Annotated in this window: 12 protein-coding genes; 5 read left to right on the top strand and 7 right to left on the bottom strand. The window is 43.6% G+C overall.

The window, feature by feature from the left end; translation table 11 throughout:
• Positions 1–2,007: CRISPR-associated endonuclease Cas3'' (locus QZV86_RS05030; protein ID WP_295624663.1), on the bottom strand; the 2,007-nt coding region annotated here is incomplete at its 3' end.
• Positions 2,004–2,951 (bottom strand): type I-F CRISPR-associated endonuclease Cas1f, encoded by a 948-nt coding sequence (cas1f, locus tag QZV86_RS05025; protein WP_295624660.1) that lies wholly within the window; start codon positions 2,949–2,951, stop codon positions 2,004–2,006. The genes QZV86_RS05030 and cas1f, both read right to left, overlap by 4 nt.
• Positions 2,952–3,641: 690 nt before the next feature.
• Between cas1f and QZV86_RS05020 the strand changes: the two genes are divergently transcribed.
• From QZV86_RS05020 to QZV86_RS05000, 5 genes are read left to right on the top strand one after another with little or no spacing between them, the layout of a single operon-like run.
• On the top strand, positions 3,642–4,469 hold the full coding sequence (locus QZV86_RS05020; RefSeq protein ID WP_295624658.1) for an ABC transporter permease: 828 nt from the start codon (positions 3,642–3,644) through the stop codon (positions 4,467–4,469).
• Positions 4,459–5,802 carry an ABC transporter ATP-binding protein gene (locus tag QZV86_RS05015; RefSeq protein ID WP_295624656.1) on the top strand — a complete coding sequence of 448 codons (1,344 nt, stop codon included), beginning with the start codon at positions 4,459–4,461 and terminating at the stop codon, positions 5,800–5,802. The genes QZV86_RS05020 and QZV86_RS05015 overlap by 11 nt, the downstream gene beginning before the upstream one ends.
• Positions 5,799–7,790 carry a bifunctional 2-polyprenyl-6-hydroxyphenol methylase/3-demethylubiquinol 3-O-methyltransferase UbiG gene (locus QZV86_RS05010; protein WP_295624654.1) on the top strand — a complete coding sequence of 664 codons (1,992 nt, stop codon included), beginning with the start codon at positions 5,799–5,801 and terminating at the stop codon, positions 7,788–7,790. The genes QZV86_RS05015 and QZV86_RS05010 overlap by 4 nt, the downstream gene beginning before the upstream one ends.
• The gene (locus QZV86_RS05005) at positions 7,783–9,408 is read left to right on the top strand and encodes a glycosyltransferase (protein WP_295624652.1); all 1,626 of its coding nucleotides are present in this window, start codon (positions 7,783–7,785) and stop codon (positions 9,406–9,408) included. Before QZV86_RS05010 ends, QZV86_RS05005 begins: the two co-directional genes overlap by 8 nt.
• A gap of 7 nt (positions 9,409–9,415) precedes the next feature.
• Positions 9,416–10,672, top strand: a complete 1,257-nt coding sequence (locus QZV86_RS05000) for a glycosyl transferase (RefSeq protein ID WP_295624650.1) — start codon at positions 9,416–9,418, stop codon at positions 10,670–10,672.
• 11 nt (positions 10,673–10,683) lie between these two features.
• Here QZV86_RS05000 and mgtE read toward each other — a convergent pair whose 3' ends face one another.
• The 5 genes from mgtE to QZV86_RS04975 form a co-directional block, all read right to left on the bottom strand.
• Positions 10,684–12,126 carry a magnesium transporter gene (gene mgtE, locus QZV86_RS04995; RefSeq protein WP_295624648.1) on the bottom strand — a complete coding sequence of 481 codons (1,443 nt, stop codon included), beginning with the start codon at positions 12,124–12,126 and terminating at the stop codon, positions 10,684–10,686.
• Between the two features lie 204 nt (positions 12,127–12,330).
• Positions 12,331–13,149, bottom strand: coding sequence for a shikimate dehydrogenase (gene aroE / locus QZV86_RS04990; protein ID WP_295624646.1), 819 nt, complete (start codon positions 13,147–13,149; stop codon positions 12,331–12,333).
• Between the two features lie 58 nt (positions 13,150–13,207).
• On the bottom strand, positions 13,208–14,131 hold the full coding sequence (locus QZV86_RS04985) for an energy transducer TonB (RefSeq protein WP_295624643.1): 924 nt from the start codon (positions 14,129–14,131) through the stop codon (positions 13,208–13,210).
• A gap of 106 nt (positions 14,132–14,237) precedes the next feature.
• Entirely contained in the window at positions 14,238–16,094 is a 1,857-nt protein-coding gene (locus tag QZV86_RS04980; protein ID WP_295624641.1) for an RNB domain-containing ribonuclease, read from the bottom strand.
• A gap of 300 nt (positions 16,095–16,394) precedes the next feature.
• On the bottom strand, positions 16,395–16,886 hold the full coding sequence (locus QZV86_RS04975; protein ID WP_295624639.1) for a DciA family protein: 492 nt from the start codon (positions 16,884–16,886) through the stop codon (positions 16,395–16,397).
• Positions 16,887–16,913: the final 27 nt, after the last annotated feature.

Here is a 16,913-nt window from a genome sequence, read left to right as displayed (position 1 = left end):
ATCAAAAACAGCAGGTCGCTTGATTCTCATACACCAGATTTGACTATAGCTCTTCTTAAACTTTGAATGTAATAGCACGGCATTTTCTTGGTGCTGATTACGAATAAAGCTTTTTTGCGCGGTCAAAGCTGTATTGCTGATGACAATGGTGTTGGAGTTCTGGCTTTGATATAGGGGATTAGTTTCGTCTTGCTTGGTTTCATCAAAGATTTTGAATCCAATACGGTATGTGCTTTGGTTAAAAGACGGCATGGCAACAATATCTTCTGGCTCAAGCGTCAATACATGTCTGAGATAAAAATAATGCGGTGTGGCAGACACGAGCAAGGTATTGGCTGCGCGCTCTTGCTGCTGTTTGCAAGCGATTAACTCAGCAAACAGCAAATTGAAAGCCGGCATGTTGATATATTCGTGAAACTCATCAAACACCACATGCGCATTCAGATATTTAATCAACGTATTAACTTTACTATGTGTAATGATGCCGCTGAATATTTGATCTATGGTGGTGATGACTATATCGCCAAAGAAGTAATCTTTTTCTGGTGTTGGGTTATCCCATTTGCTTGTAAATTTAAATTCTCCTGTATTAATTTCTATTCTGGCATCCGGCAAATATTGCTCAGAGGTTAGGTCATAGAATAATCCTTGGCAAACTTGCACTCTTGGACATATCCAAATCAATTGTTGGGCATTTTTTAACTTTGCCCATTCCAGGGCAATTTTGGTTTTGCCGCAACCGGCAGGGCCGGCCAGAACGCTAACACCTTGGGCTTTGATGAGTTGGATGGCGACTTCATTTTGTTTGTTGCTACGATCACCTACAGGGAATTGTTTTAGGCTCGCATCAATGCGGGAACACAGCGTAGATTCAGATAGGAGAGTTTCAGCTACTAAGTTATCAAGAGAGTTATTTTTTATGTGAGCGTGCAAATCAGTGGCTGATAATGCGGATACTAAACGGTCGGATGAGATAACACAGGTGCGCATGATGTTATTGTCGGCATTGTGCTTGATTTGCGATTGATATTTCTCAATGTGTTCTACTGGCTTGTATTTTTTATAATAGGGTAATAGCAATCCATCCAGTTCTTCGGTAGCATCTAAATCAACATCGGCATTAAAAATTTTGGAAACTACCGATTCTTCAATCATCCGATACTTGATATCAACGGTACACACATTGTTAAGCAATTTAATGGCTTTATCTAATAACTCGGTGAAAGAAGTGTTTTTTAGGTTATTAGTTAATTTGGTATAGATGTCGCCATAATTGGCAAAGTCCTTTTCCTTGCGAAAAGGTTTGGCATGATGCCAATAAATGGCATGCTTAATGGATTCTTTATTGTCGGGATTTATTAATTTCAAGCTTCTGTCATCGAGCAAGCGATAGAGCAATACTGAAACTTCATTGTGCCGAGGATGCTTATCAAAGCTGAATTTAATATCGTCAATATGCTGACCATCTTCGGCCACGAAATCTTTCCTTTTCGGATTTCTTACCCATTCTTGAAAACACGGGTCTATTTTGCCTAAATCATGTAAACAGCCCGCAACAAAGATAGCCGTAGATTGTTTTTCTTGGCTCGGCATCAGCTTTCTGTGCAATTGCTCTGCGACATAACCCACAGCAAATAAATGTTCAGCTAAAGACTGCAAATGGGTATTTGCGTATAAAAAATCTGGATTTGGTTTATCGCTTGTTATGTCCATAATTAACTCTTTGGAAGTAGTATTTACTGGCACAATGCCTTGTTGATCAAATTGTTCACGATTCCCCACAATCCAAACCAATTCACTGCGACTTCTGGAGCGTATCCAGTGGCAAGCAACAGCAGTGTTTTTAGTAGCGGTTTTTCTTAATAAAGTTTTAACAGCAATTAAGCCATCCTCGGTAATCACAGTCTGCCAGGTTCGGCTGCCGATGCGATTGGCGAAAGCATCGAGTACGCGTCTGGTTCTGGTCAGTGCTTTTTTTTCGCATTCAGATATAAAAGTAACCATCATATTGAGCCACCTCGTAAACTGACTTGTTTGATGCTATCAAACATAAAATCCAGCGCTTTATGTTCGGTAAATTTTTGTAAGATTTGCTGGCGGAATTCCTGTTCGGTAGTTTTTTCTTTAGCGCAGATAAATGCCCAAGGAAGGATTAAAGCATCTTTGACCAGATCAGCCACGTCAAATACCAAAGCGCCACGTCGGGTTTTGCCATGCATAACGGCAAAGCCGTGGGGTATGCCCAATACCCAGAGTGTGCTGGCTGCCAAGCCGTAGGCCAAGTAATTGCCGTGATTGAGAAACAAGTTTGCATTATCCGTATTGTCATAGTTGCGGACAAAGTCTTCCTGTTTCGTGCGGTTGACGGCGGCTTTATAGAGATTCTTGGTGAGTTGGGCCTCGATCAGTAGTAAGTCGGTAACATTCCTTGCATGTTCCACTTTGTCCGGATAACCGGAGAATGATCGAGTAATATCTTCGTCGTCAATAAAGAAGCCTTCATTCTTCAGATCCTTATCTTTGCTCCATACGGATTGCAGATAATTGATGCGCAATAATTGGAAGTGTTTTGCGATTTGTAAACGTTTTCCATCATCAAACCAGAATGATAACCATCCCTGGACATATTCAGTGGGTCGATATTCACTTTGTGGCGTAAGCCATTCAATTTCACTGGCTGCCAGTAATGGTGTGGCTCCACCGCCACTGAAACCAATCAAAACACCAGCTGATGCGAGCATGCGCACAGCCGCTTGCGTGATAGAAGTGCCGGTGCCTAATAAAACAACGGTGGTATTGGCAATTGGGATATTCCAGTAAAGTTGCTCGTCTTTGGCTTCTGTCAAATAGAGAACGCGACCGTCTTTTTGCATTACCCGACATTTCTCCAGGTAGTAAATATTGGCCCGTTTGGAGTGCAATATCGCTTTTAGGTCAGTTAATTGTTCCATTTATTGCCATCCTATAATCTTACACAGAGAAGAAGCAGGAATATCAATACAAATCACGAATAAGTGTGGAATTTCTGACATCTCACTTTCACCATGACTCGGTTCCACGAATTATTACTTTTTTTCAACCCTACAATCAAAGCTGACATTCTTTCTCCGCGATCAATCAATTGCTAGACGGTGGTGTTGTCCTTTCGGAGAATGATTTTAAAAATACGCGACGTAGCGTGATGTTCGCGGTAAAAATATCTTCTGGAAGATTTTTTCTAGGTTCGGAATGATCCATTTGGCTTGGAAAGATAAAAAACATGTCGTGTGGCATTAGTCACATCGATTGCTGGAGAATTTCACTAGAATAGCGCACTGAACAGCTTCATACGTGTGACAGAGGTAGTGCTGCTGGGATGTAATGCATAGTCGTAGGTTTGATCAGGTATATATTGAGCTCGCTTATTTGTTTTTCTTGCAATGATTGTCTCGATTATGTTTTTCAACAGCTTGTCAGATAAATAACTCGCGCTCATTCACGTTTTTGTAGATAATACGACACCTGTTATCGCTGTCATAATTCTGCAATCAAGCAATATGAGTGGAGGGGATTTTCTTCCATTTTTTGCAGAAGTGCTTTCGGTAAGGGTTTATGCATTTTGTAAGATTAGAAAGTTTGTTTGTAAGCTTGGAATATTAAAATTGAATCCGCACGCTGCTCGATCGATCTCTCCATTTACCCTAGTCAATACACTCAAGACTCATCGAAGTCTGATCTATTCCCTGATCAAACGGGAAGTTATTGGTCGCTATCGCGGTTCGATTATGGGGATATTATGGTCATTCTTTAATCCAGTTTTGATGCTGATTATTTATACATTTGTTTTTAGTGTGGTATTCAAGGCACGCTGGGCGGGCGGCACTGATTCCAGAACCGAATTTGCCTTGGTGCTGTTTGCCGGCCTGATGATCTATAACTTGTTTGCAGAGTGCATCAACCGATCTCCGGGTTTAATATTGGGAAATGTGAATTACGTTAAGAAAGTGGTGTTTCCCTTGGAAATACTACCCATTGTTACCATTGGTTCTGCAGTTTTTCACTTCTTGATCAGTTTTTTGGTCTGGTTGATTTTTTACTTGCTTTTTTTTGGCGTACCGCAAGCAACGCTTTTATTGTTTCCTTTGCTACTGATTCCATTTTTATTGCTGACTTTGGGGCTTAGTTGGTTTTTGGCAGCTTTGGGCGTATTTTTACGCGATGTCAGCCAAATTGTTGGCGTGATGACGACGGCGCTGTTATTTTTGTCGCCGATTTTTTATCCGATCACTGCTTTGCCTACGGAATATCATCGATTTCTGCAAATGAATCCACTGACATTTGTCATTGAACAAGCTCGTGGCGTGATGATTTGGGGAAATGGAATAAGCTGGCAGGGATGGATTATCTATTTGATGCTTGCCGCGATAACGGCGTGGCTCGGTTTTGCCTGGTTTCAGAAGACACGTAAGGGATTTGCCAATGTCCTCTGACATTGCCGTTAAGGTCGAAGACCTGAGCAAGTGCTATCAGATTTACGATCATCCGCGTGATTTCCTCAAACAAATCATTCTTCCCCGTTTGCAACGCCTGGCTGGACGAAGGCCTAAGCAATATTTTCGTGAGTTTTGGGTGTTGCAGGATATTTCATTCGAGATCAAGAAGGGTGAGACCGTTGGCATTATTGGTCGCAATGGCTGCGGCAAGTCTACTTTGCTACAAATGATTTGCGGTACGTTAAACCCGACCAGTGGTAATGTCCAGACCTACGGGCGTATTGCCGCGTTGCTGGAATTGGGGTCAGGCTTCAATCCGGAGTTCACTGGGCGGGAAAATGTTTACATGAACGCTACTGTGCTGGGTTTGAGCCAGGAAGAGATAGATGCGCGTTTTGATGATATTGCGGCCTTTGCCGACATCGGTGAATTTATTGAACAGCCGGTCAAGACATATTCTAGCGGGATGATGGTGCGCCTTGCTTTTGCTGTTCAAGCCCAGATTTCTCCGGATATATTGATTGTTGACGAAGCTTTGGCAGTGGGCGATGCAAAGTTTCAAGCTAAGTGCTTTGAGTGTTTAAAACGACTCAAAGACAAGGGGGCATGCATCTTATTAGTGACGCATTCCAGTGAGCAGATTGTGACGCATTGCTCACGCGCGATGCTACTCAATGAAGGTTCAGTCGTGGTGACCGGCGAGCCACGACATGTCACCAATCGCTATATGGATTTGTTGTTTGGTAAGGTGCGTAAAGAATCTAGTCTGCTACCTTCTTCCACTATCCCCAGCTTTTCCACGGATATAGGAAGCGATCCGCTCATGCTGAATTACATCGACGATGTATTTGCTACGCGTGCTGGATATAATCCGCATGAGTATCGTTGGGGAGATGGGTCGGCAACAATTCTTGATTTCTATTTGTCAGCTGGGAATGAGCTTTATCCATCAGTGGTTACGACAGGGCAGTCCATTACGCTGGGTGTTGTGATAAGGTTCCACGCCGACTTGATAGATCCGATTCTGGGTATCACTATCAAAACTAAGGCAGGTGTTACAGTTTACGGTGCTAATTCTACAACGCTGCAAGTAGCAGCCTTTGAGTCATTGGGTAAAAAAGATACGGTGATAGTTGCCGATGCTGTTTTTAATTGCCGACTTGCACCGGGAGATTATTTTATTTCTCTAGGAGTTGCAACCCAACAGAATGGGGAAGTGATTCCGCATGATAGACGGTATGATGCCATTCATCTGCAGGTGAGCCCAGTTACTGCATTTTTTGGTTTGTGTGATCTAGAGCTGGAACTGACAGTACAGGAAATAATATGATGCAATCATTTCTGTCACAAGCGGGCTATATTTCGAATGCCGAAGCCGACATTTGGTCGCGACCTGAATATTGCGGCATTGCTTACAGCGATGGGGACGAAGTTGAGCAGCGTATTGAGCAAATTGTTAGGTCGACAAAGGATCTTAGCGTATTGTCAAGTGAGTTGCGCAGCCATTGCACAGATTGGCCTTCGTTGTATCATTTGTCAGGTGTCCGTGCCAATATTTTGCGCCCGTTTGAATCCGATCTTAATGGGCATATTCTTGAAGTCGGCGCCGGTTGCGGTGCGATTTCACGTTATTTAGGAGAATGCGGTGCAACTGTTTTAGCGCTTGAAGGTAGTCTTCGGCGCGCTGCTATTGCCAGATTAAGAACGCGTGATCAGCCGAATGTCATGGTGGTTGCAGAGCAATTTGATCAGTTCCTGATTGATCAGAAATTTGACGTAATCACGCTCATTGGAGTGTTGGAGTATGCTAATCTTTTTGCTACGGTTGAACATCCTGCATTAGCGATGCTCGAGCATGCACGGTCATTGTTGAAGCCAAATGGCAAGCTGATTATAGCAATCGAGAATCAACTTGGGCTTAAGTATTTTGCAGGCGCGCCTGAAGATCATCTTGGGCAATCAATGTACGGTATAGAAGGGCGTTATCAAATGGATGAGCCACAGACGTTTGGGCGTAGATTCCTTTCTGAATTGATCCATCAAGCAGGTTTTGCAAAGTCAGAATTCCTGATCCCGTTTCCTGATTATAAACTTCCGGTCTGTATCCTCACTGCCGAAGGCTTAAATGCGCCTGATTTCGATGCGGCTGAACTTGCATGTCAATCTATCACGAAAGATGCGCAATTGCCCGAGAGGACATTGTTTTCGTTAGAACGGTCTCTACCGGTTGTTTTTCTCAACGGCTTGGCTGTCGATTTGGCAAATTCATTTTTGATCGTTGCGGCCAATAGCTCTGAAGATGATTTGAGATCAGGCTCACTTGCCTATTATTTTAGTACAGACCGGAGATCTGATTTTTGTAAGGAGACTATTTTTGTTCGATCCGATGAATCTATCCTGGTAAAACGTCGTGCTCTTCCAACCAATAGTTTTCCTGAACCGATAGAGAATGCCCATCTATTTTTTCAGCCACCGTGTGACTTGGCTTATTTCCGTGGGAAAACACTTTACCAGAAATTTGTTGCGATCGTGACCAGACCGGACTGGAGTATTAAAGAAATTCAGCATTATTTTTCTAAGTATCTGGAAATTATTCTGGAAATTGTCCATTCGGAAGGCCATTTGTGTAGCTCACAGTTGCAAAATATATTACTTCCCGGAGATTATCTTGACGCCATTCCGTCGAATATTGTTATGACAGATGATGGAAAAGCAGTCTACATTGATCGTGAATGGTGCGCGTTGCAGGGGATTTCGCTCGATTACTTACTTTTTCGTGCAATCACATCGCTGATGAAAGGCATTTCCACATTCTCCCAGCCGCAAGATCCTGCATTGGCAACGAGAGGAGGGTTTCTTCTGGCCGTTATGAATAGCCTCGGTTTTTCACCTACCGACGAAGATTTTTCTAGATTTTTGTGGATGGAATCCGAGTTAGGTATTTTTGCATCCGGTGTTGAGAGTAGGGTATTTACAACCTGGTCTCCCGATGCAAGCTTGCCAGGTTGCTCCGGTTCTTTTCCAGGAGAAGCTCTGGAGTCGCGACTTAAGCGCACAGAGTTGGCAAAATCTGTGGCCGAAAAATTTGCTTATGAACGCCTGGCCGAAATTCAGCGTTTGCAAACTCAACTTGTTGCTACCGAAGAAGCCAAGGATTATGCAGAATCGCTTGCTATTGATCGGTTGCAAGAGTTACAGCAATTACAGGGCCAATTGACACAAACACGTGCGCAACTTGAATTTATTCAGTCTTCTCGAGGCTATAAGCTACTAAAAATAATAAGGCTCGACCCAAACCGCAGGAGACCGGATGTCTGATTTATATTGGACAATTGATTCCTTGGTGGTTAAGGATAATGTGTTATTTGGCTTTGGCTGGATTTTTCATGCTCGACACGAAATTGCTTCGCTGCGTTTTCGGGTGACGTCAGCGGAAAAGGATGTGCCAGAATATATTTACGCCGACTTTGGAAAACCTCGGGAAGATGTTGGGCGTACTTATCCGAGCCATATTAGAGCATTGAATTCTGGCTATGTGGTGTTCGGAGCGCTTTCTGATGAGAAATATCCAGATGCCATTGTATTGGAATGCGCCTTGGCGGATGGTTCTGTAATCGACTTATCAGTTCCACCTTCGAAAATCATCCGCTTTTCTGATGATTATACAAAGGTTAAGAATCGTATTGTACTAAGACAAGCAGGTACTCTATTTAAACGGGGACTGTATCTTATCCGATCAGGAAAAATTTCTTCTTTCTTTGATAAAGTAAAACGATACCTTAATGGAAGACCGCAAACCGCGTTGCAAAAACCTGATGAGCTTGCCTCTTTGTTTGAGCCACTGGAAGGCGAGAATCTGAGTGTGATTCTAGATCACAATCTGGGTGGAGGTGCAAATCAGTACCGAGATCGTCTGGTTGAAGCCATCATTCGCGAGGGACGAAGCGCAATTATCTTGACCTATCATGTGACAACCTTATCGCACATGGTGATTGTGCGGAACAAACGGTTGAATGTTCGATATTCAATACCCAATATCACATTCTTGTGGAGAGCGCTCCAACAGCTTTCAGTCAGCGATATTATATACAATACCGCAGTGTCTTTTGTTAAGCCAGATGAGATTCCGCAATTCTTAATACAATTGAAAACGCTGACTTCCGCTCGGCTCATAGTGCTTGCACATGATTTTTATCTGGTTTGCCCCTCTCATTTTCTCCTTGATCATGAGGGGAAGTATTGCCAGATTCCAGAGATAAGCTTGTGTAATAATTGCTTGCCTAAAAATCGCTATGGCTTCGCTACGCTTTTTACCGAACGTGATATTTCTAAGTGGCGGGCAATATGGGGGTCGCTCCTGGCTGTTGCCGATGAAATCGTTACTTTTTCCAACAGCACGGCACAGCTCTTAATGAAAGCTTATCCACAAATTGAAAGCTCGCAGATTTCCATCAGGCCACATCAGGTTGCGTATCTGGTGGACAAGATTACCCGGGTCAAGCAGACTGCGCCACTGCGCATCGGTGTTGTTGGACAGATCGGATTCCACAAAGGCGCGGTATTTATTCAGCAGCTATCTCGTGAGATTAAACGGCGTGAGATCAATGTCAATATTGTTGTCATTGGTTCCATTGAGGTAAGTTGTGAGCCTTCTATTGTCAGTCAGACCGGGGCATACCGATACGATCAGTTAGCTAGTCTCATTGATGCCTCAGGCGCGAATGTTATGTTGTTTCCTTCAATCTGGCCTGAAACGTTTTCCTATGTTGTGCAGGAATTGATGTGCATGGATCTACCCGTTGCATCATTTAACGTTGGCGCGCCAGCTGAACGTATTGCTACTTATTCGAAAGGGCTCATCCTTGCTTCTATGGATGCTGCAAGCGTTCTTGATGAATTGATTTTGTTTCACAGCAGGATTTATCTTGCACACTGAGGTTCGCATGTCCAATATTCACGTATTTACCAGCGCAGCTTTTAATTATATTCCAAAAGTACGCATGCTATTTCAATCCTTGCGGCAGCATCATCCGGAGTGGCGTCTTCATTTGGCGCTTGCCGATGAACCGAGACCAGGTGTCGATCTTAGCCAAGAGCCTTTCGACGAGATTTGGCCCGCAAGTGAACTGGATATTCCTGATTGGCGCGGATGGGCGTTTTGCCATACGATCGTAGAATTGGCAACCGCTATCAAGCCATTTATGCTGGCCCGGTTGCTTAAGCTGCCTGGCTGCCAAAAAGTTATTTACCTTGATCCGGATACCGTTGCATTTTCTCGTCTTGATGACATTACCGCAGCATTAGACACTGCGAATATTGTTTTGACGCCGCACCAGACTCGACCGGAGCAAACGCTCTCCGCGGTGATGGATAATGAAATCTGTAGTTTGAAGCACGGTATCTATAATCTTGGATTTATCGCCGTTACTGCTTCTGATGTCGGTCACGAATTTGCGGAATGGTGGAGTCAGCGTATATATCATTTTTGTCGTGCTGATATTCCAAATGGGCTTTTTACAGATCAACGGTGGATCGATCTTGTACCTGCATTCTTTGAGGGTGTTGCAATCATGAAATCTAGTCGTCACAACGTTGCGACTTGGAACCTGACCACTCGCAAGTTAGGTTTGTCTGCATCGGGCAGCTACACTGTTGACGGTGAGCCATTAGGATTCTATCATTTTACCGGTTTTGACAGTGGTGCCCATCGCATTATGGCTGCCAAAAATGCCGGAAATAATCAGGCTGTACATCAGCTTGTTAATTGGTATGCAAAGCAGATTGAAGGATTGGTTGATGAGCCGCTGGCAAAAGAGCCTTGGGCTTATGGTTCCTATACTGACGGAACACCGATCACTAAGCCGCAACGTCTTGTTTATCGTGAAAGAATTGATCTTCAAGGCGTATTTCCGAACCCTTTCGATGCGACTACTTATTTGGCTTGGTGGAATACCCAAGGCAAAATGGAATTCCCAGATTTCTTCGATCAAAAGAAGTGTGAAGCGGCAATGAAAGAATTCTCATCGGTACTGACTCCTGGGTTCCGTGGAAACACAAGCAATATCGATTGGGGAAAATTAGGCGGAATCCTCCGTCAATCGTTATCCCAGCCTAAGACGGGTTTGGTGATAGGAAAGCGCAGTTGGGAAGTTCTTAAGAGTGAGGGGATTGCCGGCCTAAAACGCCGGCTGCTTGGATAAGTTAGCCTTATTTATAGCAAGAAAAAGGTTGCCAAACCTAAAAAAATAAAAAAACCGCCGCTGTCTGTCACCGCAGTGATCATCACACTGGAGCCTAAAGCCGGGTCTCGGCCTAGTTTGCGCAAGGTCAATGGTATTATTACGCCCAATAAAGCGGCTAGCAGCAAGTTGAGGGTCATGGCCAGCGTCATCACTAAACCCAATTCGGCATTTTGGTAAATGGCGAAGGTGAATAAGCCGACAACGGTTCCCCATAGCAGGCCATTGACGATGCTGACACCGACTTCCTTGGTGATTAATTTCCAGGCGCTGCTGGTGTTGATCTGGTCTAGTGCCAATGCGCGTACGATCATGGTGATGGTTTGGTTGCCCGAATTACCGCCAATACCCGCGATGATCGGCATGAGTGCGGCGAGGGCGACTAACTTTTCGATCGAGTCTTCAAATAAACCGATGACCCGTGATGCGATAAAAGCGGTGACCAGGTTGATCGCCAACCAGCCCCAACGGTTCTTGACACTTTTCAGAATCGGCGCAAAGAGGTCTTCCTCTTCATTCAAGCCGGCTAAGTTCAACGCTTCGCTTTCTGCTGTTTCACGAATGAAGTCGATAACTACGTTAACAGTGACACGGCCGAGTAACTTGTTGTTTTCATCAACCACCGAGGCTGAAACCAAATCATAGCGTTCAAACGCGTTAGCAGCCTGTTGCGCGATATCGTTTGGCCGCAGTTTAATCATTTCCTTGGTCATCACTTCGGCAACCAGGATGTCAGGGTCACTAACGATTAGTCGGTTGATCAGTAATACCCCTTTCAATTGTTCATTCCTGTCCACGACGAATAATTGATCGGTATGATCCGGCATTTCATCCAGCCGGCGTAAATAGCGCAGAACAACTTCCAGTCGCACATCTTCCCGAATTGTGATGACATCAAAATCCATCAGTGCGCCTACGGAATCTTCCGGATACGACATGGCTGCACGCAGTTGCTCGCGTTCTTCCATAGGTAATGAACGAAAGACATCATCCATCACTTCCTGTGGTAAATCAGGCGCAAGATCGGCAATCTCGTCGGCATCCAGATATTCCGTGGCCGCGACTAATTCTTGAGTGCCCATATCAGTGATCAGCGAGGTGCGAACGGCATCGGAGGTTTCCAGTAATACTTCACCGTCTCGATCAGTTTTGATCATGCCCCAGATCAGAAGACGATCTTCGATTGGTAGTGCTTCCAAAATGTTAGCGATATCGGCGGGATGAAGCTGATCCAGGAAGTCCTGGAGTTCGGTTAGGTTTTGTTTTTGGACTGCTGATTCGCTGAACGACTGATCTGTGCTATCTTGCAAATTAACCAGGCCTTCGACTAATTTGTATTTACGTAACAGAAAAGAGGCTTGTTGCAGCGGAGTCGAGGGGCTTTCCTGATCGTTGTTATTGTGCGGTTCAGTCATAACGGATTTTTGCTAGCAAGATAATCTTTTCATTGAAAATAAATTCAGACTGTTTATACGCCGAACAGTTTGCAATTTGATGACCGGTGAGTATAAACCGCGTTGCGACCTCAGCACCATAAAATTGTTGATCGGCGTTGCGGTTAATTAAATCGGTTTGATGAAATTACAACTGATAACTATAAGAAGCAGCTAAGATTGATTTTACATGTGCGATTTCAGCATCGTAATGACTGGTTTTGTCTGAGGATTAATGCCGCGCCAGATAAAGAAAGATTCAGCGGCTTGCTCGACTAGCATACCGATACCGTCGGCCAATTGTTGCGCGCCGTTTTGTTGAGCAAATTTAAGGAAGCGCGTGAGTTCACGGCTGTACATCATATCGTAGACAAGCTCGGCATGCGAAAAAACACTCGCGGATATTTGCGGCAATGCATCGTGCAGGCTAGCGGAAGTGGCATTGATAATGATGTCGAATTTTTCATCTGAAAAAGCCATAAAATCACCCGCTACGATATGGCCATGCGAAATAAACTGTTGTTGTAATGCTTCAGCTTTGTGCGGTGTGCGGTTTGCTATGGCTAGTAAAGCGGGATTTTGCTGCAGCAATGGAAGAATAACGCCTCTTGAAGCACCTCCGGCACCGAGTAACAGTATGCGTTTTGCTGTAATTGAGAGGCCCAGATTCGATCCGATATCGCGTATGAGTCCCGTGCCATCCGTGTTATCACCTAATATTCCATTATTTTCAAATTTAAGGGTGTTAACTGCCTGCGCGATTTTTGCCCGCCCCGTCAGGTGGGTGGATAGGTGATGCGCTTCCAGTTTGAAGGGTACGGTGACGTTCAATCCTTTGCCGCCTTGTTGCCGGAAGTTTTCTACAGCAAGCATGAAACCATCGAGCGGAACCAAGCGTGCATCGTATTGCATGGATTGATTGGTTTGTTGTGCAAAAGCAGCGTGGATCAGTGGTGATTTACTATGTGAGACGGGATTGCCAATTACAGCATACAAATCGAGCATAGGTAATAACTCTTTAATTAAATTTGAAGAAAAAGATTAATTCCCATTTCAATAAAAATTATTGACTCAGCAGTGTGTCTGAGGATGCGAATACCCACGTCCGTGTAATATGTAAAATGTCCGTATCTTGACTAATATCTGGCGGAAAAGGTGCGAATCCATTCTGTCCAGCTAATCTTACGATATTGATCGCGGCTTTATCGAGAACTTTTTTTCCGGAAGAGCGGTTAACTTCAATTGATTCCAGGCTGCCGTCTGCACGGATTCCAACCGTGAGTTGCAAGTTGCCATATAGCTTTTCTTTTCTGGCTGCTTCCGGGTAATTTAAATTACCGATACGCTCGACTTTCAAGCGCCAATCCTCAACATAGCGCGCAAAGCGGTATTCTCTAGTGCGCGCACCAACAAATTTTCGCTTTGGACGTTTCTGATAGCTATCGTGATCTTCATCCACTTGTGCTCTGAGCCGAGCGATGTCAAGGCTGCGCAACAATAATTCAGTGGCATCAGCGGTGACAGGTTTGCTTTCGTCCTCATTTTCATTATCGTCTGTGCTAGGTTCCTGGATTTGCGGTATGTCACTGACAGCGGCCATTAATTTCTTAGCTTCCTGTTCCAGTTGTTTTACTTTTTGTTGCGCGATTTTTTCATTCAGGATGGGCTTGTTTTTCGGCAGAACCGGGAAGGGTGTTTTTGCCTTGCGATCATCTTCTGTATTACCACCGCCATCCAGATTATCTTGTGCAAGTAATTTACTTTCTTTAGGTTGACTTAAAGTCTTATTGTTAACTAAAACAACTTCAAGGGAGGATGTAATTTTGTCCATTGGAGGTGGCGGAAATTGAAAAGTCACTCCAAATAATATAATGACGTGTAACAGTAGCGAAGCTACCATCGCAGTAAAGAAGCGATTGGTCTGCAAGAGTTGATAGCCACCCGTTATTATGGATGAGATTCCGTGTGTTTGAAAGGTCACAGCCAAAGGGTCAAACCTTGAAAATTAAATCTAATATCTCTAGGGATTGCGGTATTTTAGGCAACAATCTTTTTCTTATCACTGGGTTCATTTTATTCCCGATCAGTGAATTTCATGCATCCTGTTTTTGCATGAATTCTGCATGCAAAGTTCGTTCTAGTAAATCTATTTCAGATAGTTTAAGCTTGACGTAAGTGTTTGGTGCCATCTCCGGTAGTGAAGGAACCCGTGTGATGAAAGGAATACGATCAAACTTCACTAAATTTTCTTTAATAACTTGTGCATTTATGGTTTGAATTTTTTCTTGTAGCAGCCAGCGCATGCACCAGTAACGTTCCATGGCTCGTTGAAATTCTCCATAGATGCCATAAATCATTTCAAAATCGCGCATCGCAATTAAAAGCTTGTCGCTATCTTTGGTGTAAAAAGGAGTTTCATTACGTAACAGCGCAATAATTTGCCGTTGGTTAATCAGATCCACATAGCGCCTCATAGGAGAGCTGCTCCAGGCATATTGAGATACCCCGAGTCCTTGATGTGGAGCGGGAGAGGTGCTCATTCTGACTTTTCCATTAGCTTGGCTGCGAAAAATACCGGTAATACCTGCATCAGCCAGCTGTTTACCCCATTCCATATTGACATAAATCATCAGCTCGGACACTACTTTATCAATCGGAGATCCACGCCTACGTTCGTTGATTGTGACATGATTGTTTTTGATTTCAAAATTGTAGTCAATTTTATCGTTATTAATATCGTTGGCTTTGCCACGCTGATTTTCCATTTTGCAGGCAAATTTCCATAGCAGACCTAATTCCTGGCTAAAGGTATGTTGAAAATCGTCTTTATTTAATGAAGTTTCATTGAAGTGTTGTTCCAATTCGTGGTGACGCAAATTTGCGACGATTTTTATTTTCTCAATTCGGCTTTCGGTCTTGATGACGGTAAAGTCATCGGAAACGTCTAAATATAAAGAAAGTGCCGGGCATACCGTGTTTTCCGCGAGTGTGAAATGATTGATTATTGCTTCCGGTAACATAGTGATTTTGTTTCCGGGCAAATATACCGTCGATAATCGCGTTGCAGCGGTTTTATCAAGCGAGGAATCAGGATCAATTCCCAGGGCAGGTGCGGCAATATGAATGCCAATGCGGAAACTTCCCAATGGCAGGAATGTAACAGAGAATGCATCATCAATTTCAGTCGTTGAAGCATCATCTATACTGAATGCCGCCACATCTGTATAGGGTAGGTCGAGCACTTTGCTGGTTGTTGGCTGCGAATCTAATTCACTAAAACCGGTTCCAGAAGGAAAATGTTCCCAGATAAATTGATTGAAATGATAGTTGTGTGAACACGGAATGGCACCGCATTTTTCCATTAACTTTACAGGAGTGAGCTTAGTTTCGGTACAAACTGCTTCGAGCGCCTTCCACTCAATGGAATTTTTTTCTGGTTTGTAGAGTAATTGTGGAAGATATGGTTTAAATTCCTCGGGTAGGATGAATTGTTTAAGTCGCTCAACATAAAGCGCTTGTTGTTCTGCTTGCAGTCGCTTTTTCTCCAGGCTGGTGAGGGCTGCTTTGAGTGCATTGGGCGGTGCTGCTTTGTAGCGTCCTTGTCCCTTTTTGTAAAAATACATCGGAGCATTTTGAAGTAGCATCAATGTAGCAGCGGCCTCAATCGGATTGGGTGAGTGCCCAAAGTAATCAGTAGCCAGTGTATCGCTGGCGAATTCAACTTCCTGAGCGCAGCATTCCCAAAGAAAATTTGGATCCAGTTCTTCAATAATTTTCTGCACATGACTCATGAATTCGGATAATGGTGGCGTATCGAATTTGAATAATACGGATGCGGCTTTAATCTTTGAGCGTTTGCCATGGATAGCTTCGATTTGTAATGAGGTATTATTATCAGCCAGTATGGTTCCTATCTTGAAGGTTCCGGCTTCTTCATAAAAAACGTTCATAGGGTTTTTATACGGTCAGCGGGATAATTGGAACTAAGCTGACGCATTGAGGTTAAATTATCATCGGAAAAATAAAGGTTTTGACAGACAATTGAGAACAAGTTGTTTTGTCATGTATAAACCTGTTTAGTATGTATGCATTATATACGAGACAGTTACAGAAAAAAATGAAGCAGACAATCGTGCGCAAGAATAGTGCAGTTTCTCTAGGATGCTGATTGGGTCAGGTGATCGATAAACTGATCGGTATCAAAAAGAAGAGAAGAGCTTCATTTTTTGGAGCGAGGCTCTTCATTTGCGTCACGTTTCTGAAGCATTGTGATCAGCTGGATCGTTCTGGTGTTTTCCTACGAAGAGTTGTATGGTGTTTCTGAGTTCTGAATCTGGCATCGTAGCAGCAAGCTGAGTTAAGCATTTTTTGCCAGTCTGGCTTAATTTCAATTTTCTTTTACTATGTCCTTGCTTTTCAAATAATCTTGAATTTCTGGCTGAGTTATGTGCTTGCACCAATATTTGAAATGCAGTAACTTTCCAACCAAGCTGCTGTAGTTTAACCAGCAGTGATGGTGAAATTTGCTTGAGCTTTGAAGCAATTGCGCCATTTTCTACCAGGATGGTCAACTTGCCATCCAAAATCCGACCCATACGACAATATTGTATTAATTGTGTTGGGATGAGTTTAAAGAATGTTGATTGAGCCTCGTGCAATTGACGCGCCGATGAAAGCAAACCCGCGTACTCAGGTGTTTTGCCCAGAGGATCAAGATATGTATCAACTTTAAGAGGAAACATGGTTATTTAAGAAATACCCTGTGAAAA

Source organism: uncultured Nitrosomonas sp. (assembly GCF_902826915.1).
Lineage (GTDB): Bacteria > Pseudomonadota > Gammaproteobacteria > Burkholderiales > Nitrosomonadaceae > Nitrosomonas.
Note: the sequence above shows the minus strand (reverse complement) of the source record. Positions and strands in the feature narration are given on the sequence as shown.